The 21,971-nt window shown below is 71.0% G+C and carries 17 protein-coding genes, 1 pseudogene and 1 riboswitch; of the genes and pseudogenes, 7 read left to right on the top strand and 11 right to left on the bottom strand.

The window, feature by feature from the left end:
• Positions 1–457: 457 nt before the first annotated feature.
• Positions 458–1,381: an AEC family transporter gene (locus ACQP1S_RS12205; protein WP_432906307.1), complete on the bottom strand. Its 924-nt coding sequence runs from the start codon at positions 1,379–1,381 to the stop codon at positions 458–460.
• 929 nt (positions 1,382–2,310) lie between these two features.
• Here ACQP1S_RS12205 and ACQP1S_RS12200 point away from each other — a divergent pair.
• The 3 genes from ACQP1S_RS12200 to ACQP1S_RS12190 all read left to right on the top strand — a co-directional run bounded on the left by ACQP1S_RS12200 (position 2,311) and on the right by ACQP1S_RS12190 (position 4,120).
• On the top strand, positions 2,311–2,820 hold the full coding sequence (locus ACQP1S_RS12200; RefSeq protein ID WP_091247375.1) for an AAA family ATPase: 510 nt from the start codon (positions 2,311–2,313) through the stop codon (positions 2,818–2,820).
• Between the two features lie 342 nt (positions 2,821–3,162).
• Positions 3,163–3,720 carry a dihydrofolate reductase family protein gene (locus ACQP1S_RS12195; RefSeq protein WP_432906304.1) on the top strand — a complete coding sequence of 186 codons (558 nt, stop codon included), beginning with the start codon at positions 3,163–3,165 and terminating at the stop codon, positions 3,718–3,720.
• Positions 3,721–3,757: 37 nt separating this feature from the next.
• Positions 3,758–4,120 (top strand): hypothetical protein, encoded by a 363-nt coding sequence (locus ACQP1S_RS12190; protein ID WP_176739029.1) that lies wholly within the window; start codon positions 3,758–3,760, stop codon positions 4,118–4,120.
• 316 nt (positions 4,121–4,436) lie between these two features.
• On the opposite strand, the gene ACQP1S_RS12185 is transcribed toward ACQP1S_RS12190, so the two are convergent.
• Positions 4,437–6,212, bottom strand: coding sequence for a BTAD domain-containing putative transcriptional regulator (locus ACQP1S_RS12185; protein ID WP_432906300.1), 1,776 nt, complete (start codon positions 6,210–6,212; stop codon positions 4,437–4,439).
• A 263-nt stretch (positions 6,213–6,475) separates the two neighbouring features.
• Between ACQP1S_RS12185 and ACQP1S_RS12180 the strand changes: the two genes are divergently transcribed.
• Both ACQP1S_RS12180 and ACQP1S_RS12175 read left to right on the top strand, forming a co-directional pair.
• On the top strand, positions 6,476–6,847 hold the full coding sequence (locus ACQP1S_RS12180) for a peptidase inhibitor family I36 protein (protein ID WP_432906297.1): 372 nt from the start codon (positions 6,476–6,478) through the stop codon (positions 6,845–6,847).
• Between the two features lie 95 nt (positions 6,848–6,942).
• Entirely contained in the window at positions 6,943–7,809 is an 867-nt protein-coding gene (locus ACQP1S_RS12175; RefSeq protein ID WP_432906295.1) for a hypothetical protein, read from the top strand.
• 24 nt (positions 7,810–7,833) lie between these two features.
• Here the strand turns inward: ACQP1S_RS12175 and ACQP1S_RS12170 are convergent, their stop codons facing one another.
• On the bottom strand, positions 7,834–8,043 hold the full coding sequence (locus tag ACQP1S_RS12170) for a hypothetical protein (protein ID WP_091254702.1): 210 nt from the start codon (positions 8,041–8,043) through the stop codon (positions 7,834–7,836).
• A gap of 269 nt (positions 8,044–8,312) precedes the next feature.
• On the opposite strand from ACQP1S_RS12170, the gene ACQP1S_RS12165 reads away from it, so the two are divergent.
• Positions 8,313–11,567, top strand: a complete 3,255-nt coding sequence (locus ACQP1S_RS12165; protein ID WP_432906292.1) for a fibronectin type III domain-containing protein — start codon at positions 8,313–8,315, stop codon at positions 11,565–11,567.
• Positions 11,568–11,780: 213 nt separating this feature from the next.
• On the opposite strand, the gene ACQP1S_RS12160 is transcribed toward ACQP1S_RS12165, so the two are convergent.
• Together ACQP1S_RS12160 and ACQP1S_RS12155 are read right to left on the bottom strand one after the other, a co-directional pair.
• A complete protein-coding gene (locus tag ACQP1S_RS12160; protein WP_432906289.1) occupies positions 11,781–12,620 on the bottom strand; it encodes a hypothetical protein in 840 nt (279 codons plus the stop codon).
• 193 nt (positions 12,621–12,813) lie between these two features.
• A complete protein-coding gene (locus tag ACQP1S_RS12155) occupies positions 12,814–13,362 on the bottom strand; it encodes a hypothetical protein (protein ID WP_091254712.1) in 549 nt (182 codons plus the stop codon).
• A 416-nt stretch (positions 13,363–13,778) separates the two neighbouring features.
• Here ACQP1S_RS12155 and ACQP1S_RS12150 point away from each other — a divergent pair, with 416 nt between their 5' ends.
• Positions 13,779–17,249, top strand: a complete 3,471-nt coding sequence (locus tag ACQP1S_RS12150) for an AAA family ATPase (RefSeq protein WP_432906285.1) — start codon at positions 13,779–13,781, stop codon at positions 17,247–17,249.
• A 190-nt stretch (positions 17,250–17,439) separates the two neighbouring features.
• On the opposite strand, the gene ACQP1S_RS12145 is transcribed toward ACQP1S_RS12150, so the two are convergent.
• The 6 genes and pseudogenes from ACQP1S_RS12145 to ACQP1S_RS12120 all read right to left on the bottom strand — a co-directional run bounded on the left by ACQP1S_RS12145 (position 17,440) and on the right by ACQP1S_RS12120 (position 21,970).
• Positions 17,440–18,036, bottom strand: coding sequence for a hypothetical protein (locus ACQP1S_RS12145; protein WP_432907982.1), 597 nt, complete (start codon positions 18,034–18,036; stop codon positions 17,440–17,442).
• Between the two features lie 198 nt (positions 18,037–18,234).
• Positions 18,235–18,645: pseudogene (locus ACQP1S_RS12140) on the bottom strand (nitroreductase family protein); the annotation flags it as partial.
• Positions 18,646–18,682: 37 nt separating this feature from the next.
• Positions 18,683–18,881, bottom strand: a riboswitch (cobalamin riboswitch).
• A gap of 40 nt (positions 18,882–18,921) precedes the next feature.
• Positions 18,922–19,086 (bottom strand): hypothetical protein, encoded by a 165-nt coding sequence (locus tag ACQP1S_RS12135; protein WP_432906282.1) that lies wholly within the window; start codon positions 19,084–19,086, stop codon positions 18,922–18,924.
• A gap of 66 nt (positions 19,087–19,152) precedes the next feature.
• On the bottom strand, positions 19,153–19,977 hold the full coding sequence (gene iolB, locus ACQP1S_RS12130) for a 5-deoxy-glucuronate isomerase (protein ID WP_432907980.1): 825 nt from the start codon (positions 19,975–19,977) through the stop codon (positions 19,153–19,155).
• 46 nt (positions 19,978–20,023) lie between these two features.
• The gene (locus ACQP1S_RS12125) at positions 20,024–21,208 is read right to left on the bottom strand and encodes a glycoside hydrolase family 88 protein (RefSeq protein WP_432906279.1); all 1,185 of its coding nucleotides are present in this window, start codon (positions 21,206–21,208) and stop codon (positions 20,024–20,026) included.
• 84 nt (positions 21,209–21,292) lie between these two features.
• Positions 21,293–21,970 (bottom strand): hypothetical protein, encoded by a 678-nt coding sequence (locus ACQP1S_RS12120; RefSeq protein WP_091254730.1) that lies wholly within the window; start codon positions 21,968–21,970, stop codon positions 21,293–21,295.
• Between the last annotated feature and the right edge of the window lies 1 nt (position 21,971).

Here is a 21,971-nt window from a genome sequence, read left to right as displayed (position 1 = left end):
AACGACCCTGACGCTCGGTCGTCTTCGATGCATCCGGTGCCGCGGTCGACGGTGTCCAGGAAGCCACGGATGTTCGTGGTGTGCTCGTCAGGCGACAGGTTCGCCGTCGGGCTGACGCCGAAGCCGTAGCCGGAGTTCGGCCCACTGGGCAAGGTGTAGTCGGTGTCACCGAACGCGTTCGCGCGGAGAAGAAAGTCTCCCCATCGACCTCACGCAACCATCATCGTGGGTCCACCCACCCGGCGTACGCATTCGGCCGCAGACCGGATGTCACGGTGAAGGTACCGGGGCAGGCCGACCGTCAGGTCGTGCCGAACAGAGAGGCGGTCAGCGTGTCCGGACCACACCGGCCGGCTGCCGGGGCCGCCCTCCCAGGCGACGATCGAGGGCCTGACCGCCAGCGCCACGGTCGATGTCACTCACCATGGTTGCGGGACGCGTCCACTGACGGACCGACCTACCTCAGCAGGGCCGCCGCCGCAGCCAAGGTGGCCAGCGACAGCGTCGTGGTCAGCACCACCGCCCGGCTGGTCACCGCCTCACCGACACCGTACTCCTGGCCGAAGATGAACGTGTTCTGCGCCGTCGGCAGGCCCGCGCACACCACCACCGCGAGCAACTGCGGCGCAGGCAGCTGCAGGGCCAACCCCACCGCGTACGCGACGCCCGGCTGCACGACGAGCTTCAGCGCCGTGATCACCACCAACTCCACCGGCGCGGCCCGGTCGTCCCGCGACGGCGACGTGCGGTGCAGCGACGCACCGAGCGCCACCAGCGCGGCCGGAACCGCAGCGCCCGACAGCAGGGTCAGCGTCGCATCGGCCGCCGACGGCAACCGCAGGCCCGCAGCGGAGCAGGCGACACCGAGCAGCGACGCCAGGATCACCGGGTTACGTACCGGCAGCGAGGCGATACGACGGGCCCGCACCCGCCCGACCGGATCGCTCTGCCTGTCCAGGGCGAGCAGGATCACGGGTGCCACCACCAGTACCTGCAGCAACACCACCTGCGCCAGGAACGCCACGTCGCCGAGTACCTGGGTGGCGATGGGGATGCCGAGGTTCGCCGAGTTGACGTACCCGGCGGCCATGGCCCAGATCGGCCGCTCGCCGGGCGCGCGGCCGAACAGCCGGCTTGCACCGAACCACCCGAACCCGACCACCGCAGCGGTGCTCGCCGCGAAGGCGAGCAGCGGGCGGGCGGCGAACCCGGACAGCGGCATCCGGGACAGTGCCAGGAACAGTGCGGCCGGCATCGCCAGCTGGAACACGAACCGGCCGAGCACCGCCGCCCCCGCCTCGCCCAACAGACCCCAACGACAGGCCGCATAGCCGACCACGGTGAGAATCCAGATCGGTACGAACGCCGACAGCAGGCTCATCCGGGTGTCACCGGCGGGCGGACGTCACGCCGATCCAGGAACCGGCGAGCGTTCGGGGCGGACGAGCCGAGAAACCCGATCTCCGCCCGGACGTGGGTGTCATCGACCTGCCGCAGGGTGCAGCCGGTCCCCTGACACTCCACCACTCTGTCACGGTCGTCAGAGACACCGACGCATCCACGGCCAGGCAGCCGCCGGGCAGCCCGAAGCTGCCCACGTGCACGTCGATCGGGAGACCATGCCTTCAGCGTCGCATCCCGTCCGGACCGGGCAAACATCCCACTCGTCCGCAGCTCCACGAGGCATCACCTACGTGCACGCCTGCCGGACAACGCCCGCTACTCGTGCCGCCGAACCGACCGTTCCCGCCTCGGTCGTGGCCGAGGTCAAGACGCATTCGACGCCTCAATGATGGTGGCCGTACCTACCGTAGGCCGACCCTGCGCCCTGCTTTACGGGCCGGATTCAGTCGGACTCAACCGGGGTCCGCGACCTCGTGCGCGAGCTGCACCCCGGCCACCAGATGACCCCGATCCGCGGCTCCCTCGGTGACCACAGCTATCCACCGGTCGACACCACCTACGCGACCACCCTGGGAGACGCCGATCCGCCAACTCGTCCACGTGCCGGGCTGCGGCCCCGGCCGGGGCCAGGTGCGATGCCGCGTAGCTGCCCGGCTGTTGGTAGCCGTCGGCGGTGCCGGAGGTCGCGGCGTTGGTGACGGGGATCCACCGATCGGGCGAGGTGGCCGCCGCTTTCGGTGGCGATGCCGCGTCCCCGGCGAGCCTTCGTCGGCTCGGTCAGCAACGCGCTTACCGCCGCCCCCGTCTGCGCGTTAAGGCGTGGCCGCATGTCATGCGACCCGTGTCGCCACGGTGGATCGCGATGAAGCTCCTGTCGTCGGTCGCGCTGCCCGCTATCGTACGGACGTGGCGCGGGTACTGGTGACCGGCATGTCGGGCGCGGGCAAGACCACGGTCCTCGACGCGCTTCGCCTGCGGGGTTTCCGCACTGTCGATACGGACTACGGCGGGTGGGAACTGCCCGACGGGACCTGGGACGAGCCGCGGATGAGCCGGTTGCTTGACCGGTACCGCGATCTGATCGTGTCCGGGACGGTGGAGAACCAGGTCCGCTTCTACCACCGCTTCCACCACGTCGTTCTGCTCAGCGCACCGTTGGAGGTTCTTCTCCACCGAGTCACCGGCCGAACGAACCCCTATGGAAGAACTCCCGAACAGCAGGCGGAGATCGCGCATTACGTCCAGACCGTCGAACCACTGCTCAGACGGGGAGCCACCATCGAACTCGACGGACGTCGGAGAGTCTCCGACCTGGCCGACACCATCGAAGACCTGGTCAGGGAAGGGCACCGGTCTGCCGCGAACGGGGCGCTACCCACCTCGTACCCGCCGGGGCCGGATCGGGCACCACAGTGAGGTCATGGGCCTGTGGGCGCGTCCCGTGCCGACGCTTGGCCTCGGGGACGCATCGAGATGGACCAGCAGCGTCGCGCCCGCGACGGCTGTCGCGCCATGCGGTGAGCACCTGCCGACACCGGTGGGGCGTACGATCCCATCCAAGACCACGTGGTATTCGTAGTTGAGGGCCGCGCGAACCGTCTGTTCGATCAGGGCAGTTGCGAGGCAGTCGGGCTTGTCTCATTCCCGCAGCACACAGCACCTCGTCGATTGACGACTCTTGTCATCACCTCCGGCGCTGTTCTCGAATTGCATGTCGCGCCCGGAGAGCCACGTCAGTGGCGATTAGACTCGCCGGCCATGGGACTGCTCACCTTCGGCCTCAACATCACCCTGGACGGCTGCGTCGACCACCAGGAGGGGGTCGTCGACGATGAGACGCACGCCTTCTTCACCCGGCTCATGGACGAGGCCGGGGCGATGCTGTGGGGTCGGGTCACCTACGAGATGATGGAGAGCGCCTGGCCGGCCGTCGCCCGCGGTGACCAGGAGGTGCCGCCGGCGATGAAGGAATGGGCGGCCAAGCTGGAGGCCAAACCCAAGTACGTGGTGTCGTCGACGCGTACGGACTTCCCGTGGACCAACAGCCACCACATCGCCGGCGACCTGCGCGAGGGCGTGCAGAAGCTCAAGGACGCAACTCCGGCCGGGGTCCTCCTCGGCAGCGGCAACCTCGCGACCGAGCTGGACCGGCTGGACCTGATCGACGAGTACAGGATGCTCGTCCATCCCCGGATCGCCGGTCACGGCCCGACGCTCTACCAGGGCGGGCTGCCCGGCACACGCCGACTCGAACTGCTCTCGGCGAAGCCGCTCCGCAATGGTGTAGTGGCCGTGCATTACCGCCGCGCAGGCTGATCACCAGAGTCCCCAGGATCGTCCACCGCCACCCTGCGTGGCCGAGCGCGACGACCTGGACTCGAAGCTGCCGCCCGGGCTGGCCGAGGTGACCGGCAAGGAGTTCGGCGCGAACCTGAGCCGAGAGCGCACCGACATGCTCGACACCGGCGTGCTGATCTGGTTGGTCGACAGCTACGACACCGACCGGGCGAAGGTGCAGGCCGACCCGCTCTACAGCAGGTTGAAGGTCAAGACCGAGGGTCGCGACATCTACCTGGAGAACGAGGAACTGGTCGGGGCCGCGACCTCGTTCATCACCCCGCTGAGCCTGCCGTTCCTGCTGGACAGGCTCGTTCCGCAACTCACCGCGGCGGTGGACGGCAACCCCGCCACGGCGGTGCAGCGCGCCGCCACATGACGATCCGGCGGGGAACTGCTCCAGACCGGACAGTTCCCCGCCCGGCGATCCCGGGCCAGCGACCGGCTTCGCCCGACGTCCGGTGCCGACCGGGCCGGAGCGGTATGCGACCCTCGCGCTGCCAACCCGGCCTCGACCGCCGAAGGATCTACCAGCGAACTGAAGCCGCCACGAGTGGACTCGGCGCTCTGGGTGCTCGTCGCGCACCGCCTGCTGAGTGGAGGCGCGTCCACCCCCAGCGGTGGACGGCGTCGAGCGGGCCACCGGTGGAGCCGACCGGCACCGCGTCGGGGGCGTACGGGCCGAGGTTCGCCGGTCAACTCTGCTCGGCGGCGAACGCGCCGAGCAACGCGTAGGTGTGGTAGCGACCCGGGCTGCGCTCGGCAAGCAGGTTGGCCTGGGTGAGTTCGGCCAGCAGCCGGTGGGTCTCGGGCAGCGGCCGGGCGGCGAGGCTGGCCGCCGTCGACACCGAGAAGTCCGTGCCGGGGTGTCGCCCGAGCAGGCGGAACAGCCTCGCGGCGGCTGGGGCGAGGGTCCGGTACGACCAGGAGAACACCGCCCGGACGGGGCCGGCCGGATCGCCCGCGTCGAGGGCGTCCAGGCGGCCCGCACTGGCGAACTCGGTGGTCAGGCTGTTCAGGGAGAAGCCGGTCTGCCGGGCCCGGGCAGCGGTGACGACCAACGCGAGCGGCAGCCGGGCACAGGCTCCGATGATCACGTCGGCCGCCTCGGGTTCGGCGGTGGTCAGCAGGGCGGGCACCCGGTTGACCAGCAATTGCCTGGACTCATGGAGGGAGAGCACGTCGAGGGTAAGCGGATGGGCCGCGTCCCCCGACACCAGCGCGGTGAGCTGGTCACGGCTGGTCACCACGGCCATCGCGGTGGGCGTGCCCGGCAGCAGCGGCCGGGCGTGGTCGGCGTCGCGGGCATTGTCCACCAGCACCAGGACGTGTTTGCCAGCCAACAGACGCCGGTAGAGCGCCGCCTGCGCGTCCACCGTGGGCGGGATCCGGGCGGCCGTGACGCCGAGGGCGTCGAGGGCGTTGCGCACCGCCTCGGCCTGGCCCAGCCGGCAGCCGGAATCGAAACCCCGCAGGTTGACGTAGAGCTGCCCGTCGGGGAAGCGGGCGGCGGCCCGGTGGGCCCAGTGCACGGCGAGGGCCGTCTTGCCCACCCCCGCCGTGCCGGTCAGGGCCACGATGACCGACTCGCCGGAACGGTCACCGGTGGCCACCAGATCGTCCAGCGTCGCCAGCTCGCGGCGGCGGCCGACGAAGCCCGACACCTCGGCCGGTAGCTGGGCGGGCACCTGGACCGCCCGCCGCGGCGCCACCCCACCCGGCAGGTCGACGCCGCGCAGTATCGCCGTGTGCACGTCCCGCAGATCGCTGCCCGGGTCGACTCCCAGGTCGTCGACGAGCCGCTGCCGGAACCGACGGTAGACCCGTAGCGCGTCGGCCTGGCGTCCCGCCTGGTGCAGGGCCAGCATGAACTGGGCGGTGAGGCGTTCCCGCTGCGGATGCTCGGCGGCCAGCACGGCCAGCTCACCGACCAGTTGGCGGGCCCGCCCGCAGTCGAACTCGGCGTCGATCATCTGCTCGGTCGCGGTGATCCGCAGCTCGGTCAGCTCGGCCCCGATCCGCTCCCGGAGCCGGTCGGAGGCGTCCGCCTCCAGGACGGCGCCTCGCCACATCGCCAGGGCGTCGCGCAGCACTTCGGCTCGGGCACCGGGCTCGGTGAGCCGACCCGCCCGGCCGACCAGGATCCGGAACCGATGCGCGTCGACGAGCCAGGGGTCCACGTCCGCGCGGTACCCGCCGTCCCCGCCGCGCAGCCGCAGCTCCGACGGTGCCACGCCACCGTGCCTGAGGTCGGCGCGCAGCCGCGCCACGTTACTGCGCAGGCTGGCGCGGGCCGAGGCGGCGGGTCCACCGTCCCAGAGCAGGTCCACCAGGCGGTCGACGGGCACCGACCGACCGGCTTCCAGCAGCAGCAGCCCCAGCAGGCACCGTTCCCGACGACGGCCGAATCGCACCGGGTGCCCGCCGTGCACCAGATCGAGGCGTCCCAGCAGTCGGATGTCAGCAGCCATAGCTCGCAGAATCCGCCGTTGCCGGGGGGGCCGTCTACCCGTATGACCACACCGGACAGCGGCCCACCCGCCGCGCGGCGCGACCACCCGGACCGCGACGGCGGCAACGCCGACGGCAACGCCGGTGGCAACCCCGGGTCCGCATGCTTGGTCGGAAGGCCGCCGGCATCGATCGACACCAGAGTCTGGCAGGCGACGCGGAGGGAGCGAAGCGCGCCGGATGGATCGACGGCACGGCAGGCCCGACGAGCTACACCCCCAGAATGGAGACACATCCAGTGAAGCACAAGATCGTGGCGGTGCTCGCCACCACCCTCATGTCCGCCCTGTCCGTCGGCGCCGCCGCGACTCCCGCGGCCGCCGACTGCGGCGCGGACCGGTTCTGCCTCTACCAGAGCGCGGGCTACGCGGGTTCGGAGTACAGCTACACCCCCGGCTCCAGCTGCACCGACCTGGGAAGTGGCATCAACAACGACGCGAACGCGATGCGAAACTACCGCAACCACGCCGTGATGCTGTGGGACCTACCCGGCTGCGGCGGTTCCAGCACCTACCGGGCGAACGCCTTCTCCTACGACTCGGACTTCGGCAACAACGGCTTCTCCAACAAGGCCAGCTCGCTGAAGCGCATCTGAGACGTCGGCCGGACAGGCGCACCGATGCGCACCCACGGGTGCCGGGACACCGGAGTTCGGTGTCCCGGCACCCGGCAACGCTGGAGTGAGCAGACATGACATTCCGAACGGCACGCATCCTCGTCGCGGCCCTGGTGCTGGCCGGTTGCGCGACGCCCGCACCGCGCCCGCAGGAGCGCGCCGAGCCCTTCCCGCCCACCGAGCAGGTCGAGGACCTGCGCCTGCCCTTCGATGCCTACACGCTCTCGCTCAGCGGGCTCTACACCGTCGCCAACGCCCAGGACCTGCTCACGCGGGAGTGCATGGCGGCCAGAGGCGAGGCGTGGGAGATCATCGAGCGGCCCACCGACCTGGCGGACCTGAGGAACCGCCGGCGGTACGGCGTGATCGAGCCGGGCATCGCCGAGCACTTCGGCTATCACGTCCCGGTGGGACTGCTCACCCCCCGCGACGTCGAGCAGCGGTACGACGCCCGGGACAGCGGGCTCAGCGAGACCCAGAAGACGGCGCTTTCCGGTGCCGGGGGCTGCACGGCGGAGGCGGTCATCCGGCTCCGGCCGGCCCGGAAACCGGACCGGAAAGTCGACCAGGGCCTGGTGGAGCGCCTGAGCCAGCGGTCGCTGGCGGATGCCCGGGGCCGGCCGGAGGTCGCGCAGGCGCTGGGGGACTGGCGGGACTGCCTGCGGGAGCTGGGCTTCAGCTATCCGGACCCCTTCGCCGCAATGGCCGATACCGCCTGGTGGCCGACGGAGACCGCGCCACCGTCGGCACCGGAACGGGCGGTGGCGGTGGCGGACGTACGCTGCAAGGAGCGGACGGGTCTCGTGGCGCGGTGGTACGCCGCCGAGACGGCACTCCAGCAGGCGGAGATCCGACGCCGCCCGGCGTACTTCCAGGCCCTCGGCCTCGGGCTGGCCGGCGAGCTGGCCGCTGCCAAGGCAGTGTTGCCACCTGCTCGGTGAGCCGCCCCGGCGGCGGGTCGGAAGTCAGCCGCCGTCGCCGCCCAGACCGGCCCACAGGATCAGCCCGAGGAACAACACCGTGCCCGCCGCGATGGCGATCCGGGTCACCCACAGGTTGACCGTCGGACGGGTGGCGACGGAGTGGGTTCCCACGGCGAACACCCCCAGGCCCGAAGCGAGGATCGCCACAGTGATGATCCCGAACAGTGCGGTGTCACTCGGTGACGATCCCATCGCTACCTCCGGTCGTCCGCCCTCATCTGCAGCCAACCGCCTCCCCGCCGGGCGGTCGCCTCCCAGCTCGTGAACAGCGGATGACCATCCGGACCAGGCCCGCGACGCGGCCGGGGCGGCGGCCGGGCCGAGCGTGGTCACCGGTGCGTCAGCACCGAGCCGGGCCAGGCGCGGCGTCCACCGGCGGGTGGACCTCGGTTACCCCAATAGCCCCATAGGAGATTTATAGCCCGATAAGGTACAGAAACCGACAAAGAGGAAAGTGGACCATGATGGCTGTTCGGTGTCGTCCTCGCGCGCTACTCGCCGGTGCGCTCGCCCTCCTCCTCACCACCGGAGCGCTGGTGCTGACCGCCGGGCCGGCGCTGGCGGTTGGCACGACGCTGTACAACGAGTCGTTCCACAACAACACGGTGGCTCCGTCGACCCTGTTCCTGCCGGCCGCGCCCCCCAGCCGGACCAACTCCGCCTGCCTGTCCGCGGCGGGCAACTCCACGGTCGGGCCGCTGCTGAGCTGCCCCACCTCCACCGACCCCAACGGTGCAGGCAAACTCCGGCTGACCAGCAACACGACCGCGCAGTTGGGCGGCGTGTTCGGCGCGGGAACCCTGCCGACCTCGCAGGGCCTGGACATCAGTTTCAACACCTACCAGTACGGCGGCAACAGCCCCGGCGCCGACGGCCTGGCCTTCGTGCTGGCCGCCGCCGATCCGACCGCGCCGATGCCGCCCGCAGTGCTCGGCCCGAGCGGCGGCTCACTCGGCTACTCGGCGGCCTTCAACGGCGGAACCGCCGGCCTGACCAACGGGTACCTCGGCATCGGGTTTGACACCTTCGGCAACTTCAGCAGCAGCACCTACCAGGGCTCGGGCTGCACGAATCCGCCGTACATCGGGGCCCGGATCCCCGGTCAGGTGGTCGTTCGCGGGCCGGGCCGCCTCGGCGTCGGTTACTGCGGGATCAACAGCACCGCGACGACCAGCACCTCGCCGCCCCTGGCCCTGCGCGCCGCGACCAGGGCGGCGTCCGTGGTACCGGTCCAGATAGTGATCAACAGCACCCCTTCACCGTTCACCACCGCCTCGGGGATCACCGTGCCCGCTGGCGAGTACCGGGTCCGGTTCACCCCCGTGGGAGGAGCGCCGTCCACCCTGGCCGGCCCGCTGCCGGCGGCTTCGCCATCGCTGTACCCCTCGCCGAACTGGGTGAACGCGAACGGCATCCCGAGACAACTGGCCTTCGGAGTGGTGGCATCGACCGGGTCGGTGACCGACTTCCACGAGGTCGACAACGTGGTGGCGGTCAGCTTCCTGCCGGTGCCCGACCTGAGCGTGGCGCAGACCAGCTACACCGGACCGTCGCCGCAGCCCGGCGACCCGGTCAACTACACGATCACCGCGGGGGTCAACCCCGGCGCGAACGAGACGTCGCCGATCTCGGTCAGCCAGACCCTACCCGCCGGCGTCGTACCGGTCGGGGCCTTTGGCACCGGATGGGTCTGCGGTACGCCCGTCGGTCAGGCCATCACCTGCACCAACAGCAACGGACCGTTCGCCAACGGCACCACCCTGCCACCGGTCTCGGTGGTCGCGATCGTCACCGGCACCGGGGTCACCCCGGCGACGATCCAGAACACGACGACCGCGACCGCCTCGTCCAACGACGCGAACCCGGACTTCTCGCCGTCCACGACGCCGGTTGCCCCACCCGTCGCACCCAGCGGCATCACCGTCACCCCGGCGACGAGCCCGATCGCCGGCGGCATCGCGGTCACCGTCGGCGGCACCAACCTCGCCGGCGCGACCGCGATCGAGATCGGCACCACCGCCGAACAACAGGCCGCCACCCCGGTGGTCCTGCTGCCCTGCCCGGCCGGTCCCGCCGCCGGCTGCTTCACCGTCAATGGCGACGGCACGCTCGGCATCTCCTCGATGCCCTCCCGGCCCAGCGCGGCGACCGTGAAGGTCACCGTCGTCACCCGGGGAGTCGCCGGTTCGGCGAGCTACGTCTACACCTCCGCGCCGGCCGCACCCGCCGCTCCCACCGCCACCGCCGGCATCACCAGTGCGACAGTGACCTGGGTCACCCCGGCGGACAACGGCAGCCCCATCACCGGGTACGTCATCACCCCGACCCGCAACGGCGTCACCCAGCCGACGCAGTCCTTCGACGCCTCCACCACCACCCGCACCCTGACCGGGCTGACCGCCGGCGCCTCCTACACCTTCCGGGTCGCGGCGGTCAACGCCCTCGGCACCGGCCCGAACAGCCCCGCCTCGACGGCGGTGATCCCGTACACGGTGCCGTCCGCGCCGACGATCACGACGGTCAGCGCGGCCAGCGAATCCGCCGTCCTCAGCTGGACCGCTCCCGCCAACGGGGGCTCGGCGATCACGGGTTACATGGTCACGCCGTACGTCGCCGGGGTCGCCCAGACGCCCCAGGCCTTTCCGGCCTCCCCCACCACCCAGACCATCACCGGGTTGACCGCCGGCGTCACCTACACCTTCCGGGTCGCCGCGATCAACGCCGCCGGCACCGGCCCGGCCTCCGCCGAGTCCGCCCCGGTGACCGTCAACGCCGCGCCGAGCCTCTCGTTCCCTCCGCCACCGCCCGGTGAGATCGGTGCCGCCTACTCCTACCAGCTCACCGTCACCGGCGGGACCGGCCCGTTCACCTGGGCGGTCAGCGCCGGCACCCTGCCGCCCGGACTCACCCTCAACCCGACCACCGGCCTGCTCTCCGGCACCCCCACCACCGCCGGCAGCTTCCCTTTCACCATCCGCGTCACCGACGCCAGCTCCCTGACCGCCACCCAGGCCGTCACCATCGCCATCGCCACCGCACCCACCCTGACTTTCCCCCCGCCTCCGCCGGGCAAGGCGTACGACGCCTACTCCTACCAGCTCACCGTCACCGGCGGGACCGGCCCGTTCACCTGGGCGGTCAGCGCCGGCACCCTGCCGCCCGGACTCACCCTCAACCCGACCACCGGCCTGCTCTCCGGCACCCCCACCACCGCCGGCAGCTTCCCCTCCACCATCCGGGTCACCGACGCGTTCGCGCAGACCACCAGCCAACCGGTCACCCTGGTGATCAATCCGCTCCTCGGCCTCTCGATCACCGTGCCGCAATCCGCCGACCTGGGCACCGTCGGCTCGGACGCCGCCGCGATATCCGGACGGCTCGGCCCGGTCATCGTGACCGACGACCGTGGACCGGCCTCCGGCAACTGGATCGCGACCGTGTCCGTCACGGACTACACCACCGGCTCGGGCTCCGCTGGCGAGACCATCCCGAACGACAACGTCGGTTACTCGTCCGGGCCGGCGATCGCGACGTCCGGGGACGGCACCTTCGTACCGCAGACCGGTGCCGTACTCGGTGAACCGCGGACCGCCGCCCGATGGTTCGGCGCGGCCGGCGCGAACGCAGTCGGATGGAACCCGACCCTGATGGTGACGTTCCCGCCAGGTCTGGTGGTCGGCACCTACACCGCTGTGGTGACGCACTCGGTGCTGTAGCGCCGGCAGGCTCTCCCCGTACCTCCACGCTGCCGGCACCAGCCACCAGCTCCGGCGGCAGGACCGACCGGGCGGGTGCCGGGCACGACCACCCGAGCGAGACCTGCCGGATGTCTCCGGTCGGCCACGACGTTCTCGCCCGGGTCCTGTTCCAGGATCCGGGCGAGAGGGACTTCGTCGTTGGCCAGTTGGGTGTGAGCACCGCCGGCCGGCTCAGGCCGGGCGGGCACCACCCCGGAGACGGTTGCGCTCCCGACGGACGAGGTACCAGGCGACCGCCGCGATCACCAACACCAGCGTGGCCGCGCCGCCAACCGAAAGGGAGAGTACGAGCGGACCCCATGCGTCGGACTTCACCGGTGCGGCGACCGCACCAGGCAGGATGACCTGTCCCTCACCGGTCCGCTCCACCGTGCCGCTGAACAGCGTCATCCGGGCGTTCCACCGGCCACCGGCCAGCGGCTGGTCCACTAACGCGCTGACCTGACCGTACTGGCCGGGCGGGATGGTCACACCGGTCCCGACCGCAAACGGCCCGGCCTTGACCGTGCCGGATCCACTCGACAAGGTGAGTGTGCCGCCCACGTCGATGGCCCGGCCCCCCGTGTTGTGTACCTGCGCGGTGACCATCGGCCGCTCGCCGCTTCCCGGCACCGTTTTCAGGCCGTCGATCCGGAAGTCGGTCGGTGGTTCGCCACCGGGGCCGATGTCGAGGTACATCCGGATCCCGACCCGGTGGATCTGACCGACGTTGTCCTGCTGCGTCGGCGGTCTGCTGATCTGTGCCCAGATGACGCCGTACCGCTCGCCCTTCGAGGCGGCCTTCGGTACGGCGACGGTGGCTTTCACCGCCGTCCGCTCCTGCGGGGCCAGATCGACGCTGGCCGACTCCAGGCTCACCCAGCCACTGAGCTCGTTGCCCGCGCGCCCGTCGGAGGCGGTGAAGGCGCTCCCCTCGATGGCGGCCGCGCCCGCGTACAGCTCGATGTGTTGATCCTTCTCCGAGCTGTTGCGGACCTCGACCCGGCGCTGAAACGTCGTACCGGGTCGCACGTGGTCGATGATGTACGACCGGGCTCGCGGGTCCTCGGCACGGCTGACCGGGACTTCGATCAGCTGGATACCGAACCCGTCGGCCCCGCCGGCCGGGTCCGGTAACGACACTGGTTGCGCGCCGGCTGGTGCCGGCGGCCCCCCAATCGCCAGGATGGCGACGGAGGCCAGCAGCACCAGCCGGCGAGGGCGGTCAGAGCACCGAATGTGTCACCGTCCCGGTGTACGTGCCACCCACCGCGGCGGACGGGATGGCGACCGAGACAGTGGGATTCCAGATCGCGAAGTTGCTGCCGGTCCCACCGGTGTGGCTGAACGCGGTCCGCGGGACGTTGATGATCACCGCGTCACCGGCGGTCGGCTGGCCGGGCGTGAAGGTCCCGGTGCCTGCGGTGGACGTGGCAGGGCCGGACCAGTAGGTCACGTTGATGGACGGGATCGTCTCCTCGGAAGTGGCGCCACCTGTGGTGAAGTCCGACCCGCTGACGGTGGCGACCCAGTTCGGGGTCAGCGACGCCCGCTGATCGATCACCGTGACCGGCCCCAACTGTCCGGACACCGTCGCGCCAGCCGTCCCGGAGCCGAGGTTCACGTTCGCCGGGACGGTGATGTCGAGGCCACCCGCACCGGTCACGGTGAAGGTGACGGTGGTGGTGCCGGTGTCTGCGGCCTGCGCCGGCGTGGCCAGGCCGGCGACCAGTGCGAGGCCGGTCAGGCCAGCGGCAAGAAGTCTCTTCCTCATGCATCCCCCATGTCCGAAAAAGTTATAAAACGCCGTAACTGAGCTTATCGAACGGGAATCGCCACAAGAGCGGCAAGGGGGTTTTTCCTCACCTCTTGTCGCGTACGGGAACGGTGTCCCGTGCGACCCCCGGTGGCCGCCTCCCCCGCCGGGGTGCCCGCGGAGATGGGTCACCGGAGCACCGCGGGAGAACCTGCCGCTCCCGCCGCCTCGGCCCACACCCCGGTCAGACCCGGGCGAGATCCCGAACAGCGGCCGGACAGCGCCCACTGCCGCCAGGTGACGCTCGCCGGGCGACACCGGCACCGCCGCCGCGCACGCCCGCACCGTGCTGGCGTACGTCCGTCACGGCTCGCACATGGACGAGGCGACTCGACGGCCCACGGTAGGCTGCGCCGGGGATCGGAGGAACCTGGATGTCAGAGGTAGATAAGTATCTGTCGATACTCATCGCCTTCCACGGCCGACCGGACCCCTCCCGGGTCAGGTTCGCCCCGCCCGCCACCGCGCGGCAGCTCGCCGGCTACCGTGCCGCTTTCGGGGAGGATCTTCCCCCCGGGCTGGCCGAGGTGTACGCCGTGATCGGTGGCGGGCCGTTGCTGGACAACGAGTTCCTCAGCATCGAGCAGGTCATCGCGGCTCGCCGGTCGTGGGCGGGTGTCCCGGCCGGATCGGATGACACTGGCGACCGCCACGAGCCGGTCACCACGCTGACCCCGGCCGCGGTGTCGGCCAACTACCGCAAGCCCGGGTGGGTCCGGTTCACCACGGATGGGGGCGGCAACGGCTTCGCGGTAGACCTGGCACCCGAGCCCGGCGGCACCGTAGGCCAGGTGATCAACGTCGGTGCGAATGACGGCTTCCGTGCTGTCGTCGCGGCATCGGTGGCGGACTTCTTCGCCCGTATCGCCCGGCTGATCTGCTCCGGCCAGGCCCGCATCTCCGACTCCGGGCAGGTGGAGATCGGCGCGGGCGACCTGCTGCTGACCGCGCTCCGGAGGCAGAACCGGGACCACGGCCAGGCGCGATCGCCGAGCAGGCCCGCCCCCGCGCCGGTCGAATCGCGACCGACCAGTGGCCGGATCGACCTGCCCGACGATCTGGTGCCGCTGCTGACCGGATCGCCGCACCTCAACGTGTTCGGGCCGACCAGCCCGTGGGTGCCGCCGAAGGGGTGGCTCGAGGAGACCCGCGCCCGACTGATGGCCGTCGCCTCGCGCGAGGGGCTCACCGACCTGCCCGCCCGGGCGGCACGACTCAGGCCCGGCACATCGATGGCGGTCGAGGAGGTGAAGTGGCTGGCGCAGGGCGCGCTCGGCGCGTCCACAAGTGTGTCGGGTTCGCTGTGGCGACTCGGCGATCTCCTGGTGGCCGACCACCTGCAGGCACCGCTCAATCCGACGACGGACCCGGAAGTCACCTGGCAGACCCAGGTCATGCCCGCAACGCCCGGCCGCCTCTTCGCGGACTCCGACAGCCCCGAGCGCCGCGACCGCATCCTGCGCTACTACCGCGACTGTCTCGGGGTGCTCGTCGAGGCACCCCCGTTCGCGGACCGCGGGCAGGCACTGGCCGCGCTGTACGCCCGGATCGCCGACGATCCCGCGCTGCGGGAGCAGCACCGGACCGGATCGAGGCGGCAACTCGCCGCCCGGTGGCGGTCGGACCTGCTCAGCGATGCCGAACGCGCCGCCCTGCCCGACTACGCCGGACCAGCCGACTACCTCTCCTGGGCCCTGACCGGCCTGCGCGCCAGTCACCAGCGCTTGGTGGACGCGGTGGGCGCCGAGGCCGGCGACTTCGACGAGTTGGTCGCCGCCATGCTGCTGAAGCTCGGCAAGCCGGTGCCCACAGTCATCGCCACAACCGGGCTGGGCCCGGACGGTTACCACGCCATCCTCCGCGCGTTCGACAGGCTCAGGTCCCGCTTCGACTACGATGCCTGGGCCAACGGAGTGTTCCCGTGGTTGGACCGCGCGATCATCGGGGGCGAGGCGGAGACCGCGCGCATCTGGGTAGGACTGGAGTGGAGCTGCGCCACCGCGCTGAACGGCTGGCCGGGCCCGCACAAGGACGTGACGAGCGGGCTCTTCTTCTGCCTGCGATACCTGCGTAGCCTGCGAGCGCTCGGTCAGCCGCGGCCCGCCGTCGTCAACCCGCTCGTATCCGCCCTCGGCGATGCCCCGAGACTGGCGCGGCCCGCCCCACCCCGGCCGGCCCTCTCCGGCGTCGCTCCGAGCGAGCACCCGGAGCAGGTTGCCGTGGGCCTCCTCGACGGCATGGTCGGGTTGTCCCCGGTCAAACAACGCGTCGCTCGGCTGAGTGCCGAGGCCAGAATCGAGGCGCTACGCCGCGAGTCCGGTCTACCACCGGCCCGCAACCGGCGGCACCTGGTGTTCGCCGGAAATCCGGGTACCGGAAAGACCACCATCGCCACGATCATCGGCCAGATCTACGCCGGGTACGGCGTGCTGACCTCCGGCCACCTGGTCGAGGTCGCCAGGGCAGAGCTGCTCAACGGCGCCAAGGTGACAGCTGCCGTGCTCAACGCGCGCGGTGGCATCTTGATGATCAACGTGGGTCGGGCGATCCAGGAGAGCCCCGCCTCGCGCGAGGCCGTTGCCACGCTGACCAGGATGGTCGAGGAGCACCGCGAGGACCTGGTGGTCATCATCGCCGGCCATCCCAGGAACGTCGCGGAGTTCCTGTCCAGCGAGGCCGGCCTGGCGGCGCGGTTCCCGAACACCTTCAACTTCGTCGACTTCACCGATGACGAGTTGGTGCGGCTCTTCGCGCTGGAGGCCGGCGCGTCGGGGTTCACGCCCGCCGACGGCGTGCTCGACCGGGTCCGGAGCCTGGTCACGCGGATGCCGCGCGCCGCCGGCTTCGACAACGCCTGGGTGGTCCGCAACCTCGTCGACGAGTCCGCGTCGCACCAGGCGATGCGGATCAGCCGGTCGGCGACCCCCACGGTCGAGCAGCTCACCGAGCTGCGGGTGGAGGACATCACCGCACCGGCGTCCATCGTGCTCGCGCCCGCCCGCAGCGGCGACCCGCTGGTCGAGCTGGACGCGCTCATCGGCCTACGCGACGTCAAGGCGCAGGTGCGCCTGCTGGTCGCGGAGGCTCGGGCCGAGAGCCTGCGGACCCGGGCCGGGCTGGCGGTGGGGGGAGGATCCCGGCACCTGGTGTTCGTCGGCAACCCGGGCACGGCGAAGACCACAGTGGCCCGGATGATCGCCCGGATCTACGCCGACCTCGGGTTGCTCGGCTCCGGCCATCTGGTCGAGGTGACCCGGACCGACCTGATCGGCCCGTACATCGGGCAGACCGGCCCGCGCGTCCACGCGGCGTTCGAACGGGCGCTCGGGGGCGTGCTCTTCATCGACGAGGCGTACTCGTTGTCGATGTCCGACTCGCCGAAGGACTTCGGCCACGAGGCGATCGCCACGCTGCTCAAGCTGATGGAGGACCATCGCGACGACCTGGTGGTGATCGCAGCCGGCTACGACCGTGAGATGCGGCGGTTCCTCGAGTCGAACAGCGGACTGGCATCTCGTTTCCCGAAGATCCTCGAGTTCCCCGACTACGACCTCGACGAACTGGTGCAGATCTTCACCGTCCTCGCCGACGACGCCGGCTATCAGCTCGCTGACAACGTACGGGACCGGGTACGAGCGACGCTGGCCCGCCTTTCCCGAGGGCCGTCGTTCGGCAACGGCCGCACCGTACGCAACCTGCTGGAGGCGACCATCGCCAAGCAGGCGACGCGGATCATCGAGCTGACCGACGCGCCAGCGGAGGTCGTGCGGAGGCTGCTGGCAGAGGATCTGCCGACTGAGTTCGGCGACCAGGACACACCGCCTGCGATCGGCCAGTATCTGTGAGGGACCACCTGGATTCCCGCTGATCGCACGGCTGCCTGACTCGGAACGCTGATCGCGCGGCGGCCTGCCTCGGAACCAGGCCATCACCCATCCGGGCGGCAGTTGGTCATGGTGGTCTTCCGGCTGTTCTGATACGGCGATGGCGGCATCATTTTGTCGGTGCCGCCACCGCCGCCGGTGTGGCTGTCGGTCACTTGAGCCAGGGCAGGCGGCGGACGATGGGAAGCCTGCCCCACATCCCGCCGAACCCGAGGGTGTCACCGGCGGCCGTGAGGGCGAGCAGACCCAGCACCCCGACGTAGATCAGGTGGTCGTCCATGAAGGGGTTGTTCTCCGGAGGCAGTACCGCGGTCCACATCAGCACGAGCAGCAGGCCGCCGGCGGCAGCGGCCAGGCGCATGCCCACACCGAGGATCAACGCGGTCCCGATCGCCGCCAAGCCGATCATGAAGAGCCAGTCGGCCCAGGCCGCACCGGCGATGCTGTGGTAGATCCCCTCGAAGGGGCCGGCCACCGCGTTGCCGAGGAAGCCCTTGGTCGGGCTGCCGCCGTTGATCCAGGCACCCTTGTCGGGGGTGGCAAGACCAAGACCGAAGAGCTTGTCGATGAACGCCCACAGAAACACCCAGCCCAGCGCCAGACGCAGACCAGCGAGCGCGTACCGGGTGGCCCTGTTCCTGGTCGTCTCGGTGATCGTGGCGCCGGTCGCGCCGATGGTCACCATCGCGCCGCCGCGCTCGGTGGTGATCTGGCCCTGTTCGTTGGTGGGGTGCTGGACGACGGTCATCGCGTCCACGTCCTTCCTCGTCGTTGTTGCACCCCTATGCCACCGAGAATCCGTGTCGAGGAGCAGTGCCACCATGCCGCACCTCGCGGGACCTTCGGCCCCCGAAGCCACCAGCGAACTGCGCGGGCAGCGACCGTCGCCACTCAGGGAATCGCGCCCGCGAGGTCCCTCAGCCGTGCTGCGGCCGGGATGGGTCTCGGTGGCGGCGAGCCAGAGGTTCTGGATGGCCAGGCAGACCGAGTAGAGGCCGGCGTCGGCGATCGCGTGCCGCCCGAGCACGGCCGGGCCCCCGCGCTCCGGGTCGTACGTGACGACGACCGACAGCGTCGACTCCCGCACCCCGTCGATCTTGATACGCGCGAACCGTTCGGCCGCCGCGCCGTCCAGGGTGGCGGCGAACCTGACCCGCTCGGCCTGCACGTGCCGGTGGAACCGGCGACGGACGGCGGGGTCACGGACCAGGACGAAGTCCCACGGCTGCGAGTAGCCGACGCTGGGCGCGGCGTGCGCGGCGTCGAGGATCCGGTGCAGGGTGTCGGCCGGCACCGGCCCCCCGGTGAACTGGGCCCGCACGTCCCGGCGGCGATGGATGGCATCGTAGAGTTCCACAGGCAGGCTCCCGCTGCGCTCGGCCCACCCCCGACGGGTGGGCGGTCGACGCGAGGCCGGTCTTCGGACTCCCGGATCGATGCCAGCCCGTCCGCCTTCCCAGCCCTACGGCCAGTGGCTGCGCTCCTCGCGCATGGACGGTCGCTCCCCGGTCACCGCGGCGGGCCCGTGCCGGATTCACACCGGCTTCCCGATTCTCCCCGCACCCGCGGGGCACCTCGCATGGTCATGCCGCCGCCGATGCCAACTCGCGTCAGCGGCGCAGGTCGGCGACGCCTACCAGTCCATGCTCGCCTGGGCGCTGGCGCGCATGGACGAGGGCGCAGAGTCGGCACCGACCCGGTCGATGCCCGGAGCGTCGGTGTGGTCGCCGTGCGTGCCGAGTCGGTCCGCCGCACCGGGCGAGGTCAGCGCCGGCCTGGTCGCGATGGTCTGGCCCATCCCACGGTTGTCGATGGTGACCATCGCGACGCGGCCGTCGAGGTGAGAAGGCGCCCAGGACCGTCGCTACAGGCCCAGGCTGCGCAGGGTCGGCACGGTCCGACCCACCCAGGCGAGATCGGCATCTTCGCGGGCACCCTGGGTGCGTTGCGTGCCGGCCAGGAACCACAGGAAGTAGGTCGTGTAACCGGGCGCGCTGACCACGGTGTGGTAGCCCTCGGGCATCATCTGCATCACGTGCTCGCGGATGGTGACGTTCTCCTCGTACCCGTCGTCGGTGTAGACCCGGCTGATACCGAACCCGTCCGCCGGGTTGACGCGGTAGTAGTACATCTCCTCGTGTGCGGCCTCGGCGGGCAGGTCGTCGACCCGGTGCCGGTGTGGCGGGTAGGTGCTCCAGTTGCCCGAGGGCGTGTAGGTCTCACCGACGATGAGCCGGCGGGCGGGCAGGTCCGGTTGGGCGATCTCGGTGAGGATCTGGTGGTAGTTGCGGCCGAAGTTGGCTGCCCCCCAGCGGCCGGTCGCGACCTGCTCCGGCACGATGACGTAGGGGTCGGTGGCCAGATCGCTGGGGGCGCTGGGGAGGGCGACCTCCACGTCGGTGACGGCCTCCACGGTGATCGAGGAACCGGCCGGGAGGTAGACCGAGTGCGGTTTGCCGGAGAACACGTCCGGGCGTCGGCCGACCTGCGGGAAGTGGTGGCCGGCGACGGTGAAGTCGGCGGTGCCACCGAGGATGACGGCCAGGATCTCCCGGTCACCGGACTCGCCGGTCCAGGACTCGCCAGCCGACAGCCGCAGCAGGGTGAAGTCCAACAGCCGACAGGGGTTGAAGGGCAGCGTGTTCCGGCCGACGGCGGCGGGAATGGCGCAGTGGTAGCGGTAGTCCATGGTCACCTTTCGTGGGATGCGGGGCAGTGCGGGTCGGTCGCGGTGATCACCAGGGGCTGGTCCAGCCCGGGATGGTGGCGCGGGTGAGGGCTTCCAGGTAGAAGTAGTCGCCCCACAGGGTTCCCTCGTCGACGCCGACACCCTTGGGTTTGTCGTAGACGCCGTGCAGGATCAGCGCGTTCGAGACCGGCTGGCCACCGGTGGAGTAGTGGTCGATGAGCGAACGCAGGATCTCGGCGGCGGCGGTGCGGTACCGGCCGGCGCTGGCCGTGTCGGTGAGGTTGTCCGCGAGTTCGTACAGGCCGCAGACGGCGATGGCCGCGGCGGAACTGTCCCGTTCCTGGCCGCTGCCGTCGCCGAACTCCAGGTCCCAGTACGCGACGCGGTCGGCGGGCAGGTGGGCGAGGAAACGGTCGGCGCAGGCGCTCGCGGCGACGAGCAGCGCGGGATCGCCGATGTGCCGGTGGTTGAGGCTGAACCCGTAGATGCCCCAGGCCTGCCCGCGGGCCCAGCAGGAGTTGTCGGCGTGGCCCTGTTCGGTTTCGCCGCGCAGCGGCACACCGCTGTCCGGATCCCAGTAGAAGGTGTGGAAGGTGGTGCCGTCCGGGCGCAGGATGTGCTGGCGCAGTTGGGCGGTGTGCCGGCGGGCCGCGGCGGCGTAGCGGTCGTCGCCGGTGGTGTAGCTGGCCCAGAAGAGCAGCGGCGTGTTCATGAGGCTGTCGATGATGGTGCGGCCGCGTTGGCGTGGATCGTCGAGGTCGCCCCAGGCCTGGATGATTCCGGCGGGTTCGAGCACGCGCGTCATCAGGTGGTCGGCGGCGGCGAGCGCCGCGCCCCGGGCCTGCGGGTCACCGGTACGGCGGGCCGGGTTGACGCAGGCGAGGGTGTAGAGGAACCCGAGGTCGTGGGTGCCGAGGTCGATGCCGTGGTTCACTCGCGACGCGAAACTGTCCACGTGGGACAGGGCGGCCCGCAGGTGACGGTCGTCACCGGTCAGGTCGTACGCCAACCAGAGCATGCCGGGCCAGAAGCTGGTGGTCCAGCCGACGTTGGCGCCCTCCGGTTGGCCGACGCCCGGTGGTCGGAGCGGGTAGCGGTTGGCGTCGGTGGTGTCCGCGGGGTACCGGTCGCCGAAGGTGGCGATGTTCGCGTCGATGGTGCGTATCGCCGCGGCCACCGCAGCCGCCACGGCCTCTGCGTCGGAGTGGGGACGGACGTTGGTTGCCGTCATGGATGCTGTTCTCCCTCGTGGGTCCGGTCCGGTGCCGGGCAGGTGTGTCATCGACGTCCCCGCTCGGTGGCCGGAACGTGGTGGTCAGGTGCGCTGGGCTGCGGCCGTCGGTGGGTCGAGGACGGCCCGCAGGGTGAAGCGGCTGTTGGCCCAGACGACGTAGAGCAGCGGCGCGGCGGCGAGGCCGAGGGCGAGCGCGGGGCGGGCCGCCAGGAGCTGGACGAGCAGCGCGAGCACGAGCAGAGACGCAACGGTGAGGTACCACCGGCGCACCGCCAGAAATCCGCAGGCACGGGCCACGTCGCGCAGCGGCGCGGTGGGTCGCTCGGCGACGGTCACCAACCCGAGCAGCGTGGTCGCCACGGTGAGGACGATCAGGGTCGCCAGTACCGGCAGGGCGAGTGCCCCGACCCGGTGGCCCCACGCGGCGCGGGCGTCGACGGCGAGCACGACCAGGGCCGCCATGGCTGCCGCCGTCCAGAGCATCGCCGGCCGGGCGGTGGCCCGCCAGGCGCGACCGTAGGTGCGCAGCACGCCGCCGGAGTCGCCCGTGGAGTAGGCGGACATGACCGCGAAGGCCGCACAGAGTCCGGGCGCGCAGAGCGGGGCGGTCAGCGCGTAGAGCGGCCAGGAGCGCGCCGCGTCGGTGGTGAACGCCAGGGTCACCAGGGGCAGGCAACCGAGCACCAGCAGCAGGTTGGTGACGAGCGCTACGTGGATCCCGTCGAAGACGGCGGCGATGGTGTGGTGGCGCGATCGCATC

Source organism: Micromonospora matsumotoense, from assembly GCF_050951065.1.
Lineage (GTDB): Bacteria > Actinomycetota > Actinomycetes > Mycobacteriales > Micromonosporaceae > Micromonospora > Micromonospora matsumotoensis.
This window is presented reverse-complemented; position numbering and strand designations above follow the sequence as displayed.

Excerpts from the sequence above, each read along its gene's own strand:
- ACQP1S_RS12205 (WP_432906307.1), bottom strand. The coding sequence starts at position 1,381 with ATGAGCCTGCTGTCGGCGTTCGTACCGATCTGGATTCTCACCGTGGTC.
- ACQP1S_RS12195 (WP_432906304.1), top strand. The coding sequence starts at position 3,163 with ATGGGACTGCTCACCTTCGGCCTCAACATCACCCTGGACGGCTGCGTC.
- ACQP1S_RS12185 (WP_432906300.1), bottom strand. The coding sequence starts at position 6,212 with ATGGCTGCTGACATCCGACTGCTGGGACGCCTCGATCTGGTGCACGGC.
- ACQP1S_RS12180 (WP_432906297.1), top strand. The coding sequence starts at position 6,476 with ATGGAGACACATCCAGTGAAGCACAAGATCGTGGCGGTGCTCGCCACC.
- ACQP1S_RS12175 (WP_432906295.1), top strand. The coding sequence starts at position 6,943 with ATGACATTCCGAACGGCACGCATCCTCGTCGCGGCCCTGGTGCTGGCC.
- ACQP1S_RS12170 (WP_091254702.1), bottom strand. The coding sequence starts at position 8,043 with ATGGGATCGTCACCGAGTGACACCGCACTGTTCGGGATCATCACTGTG.
- ACQP1S_RS12165 (WP_432906292.1), top strand. The coding sequence starts at position 8,313 with ATGATGGCTGTTCGGTGTCGTCCTCGCGCGCTACTCGCCGGTGCGCTC.
- ACQP1S_RS12155 (WP_091254712.1), bottom strand. The coding sequence starts at position 13,362 with ATGAGGAAGAGACTTCTTGCCGCTGGCCTGACCGGCCTCGCACTGGTC.
- ACQP1S_RS12150 (WP_432906285.1), top strand. The coding sequence starts at position 13,779 with ATGTCAGAGGTAGATAAGTATCTGTCGATACTCATCGCCTTCCACGGC.
- ACQP1S_RS12145 (WP_432907982.1), bottom strand. The coding sequence starts at position 18,036 with ATGACCGTCGTCCAGCACCCCACCAACGAACAGGGCCAGATCACCACC.
- ACQP1S_RS12135 (WP_432906282.1), bottom strand. The coding sequence starts at position 19,086 with ATGGGCCAGACCATCGCGACCAGGCCGGCGCTGACCTCGCCCGGTGCG.
- iolB (WP_432907980.1), bottom strand. The coding sequence starts at position 19,977 with ATGGACTACCGCTACCACTGCGCCATTCCCGCCGCCGTCGGCCGGAAC.
- ACQP1S_RS12125 (WP_432906279.1), bottom strand. The coding sequence starts at position 21,208 with ATGACGGCAACCAACGTCCGTCCCCACTCCGACGCAGAGGCCGTGGCG.
- ACQP1S_RS12120 (WP_091254730.1), bottom strand. The coding sequence starts at position 21,970 with ATGCGATCGCGCCACCACACCATCGCCGCCGTCTTCGACGGGATCCAC.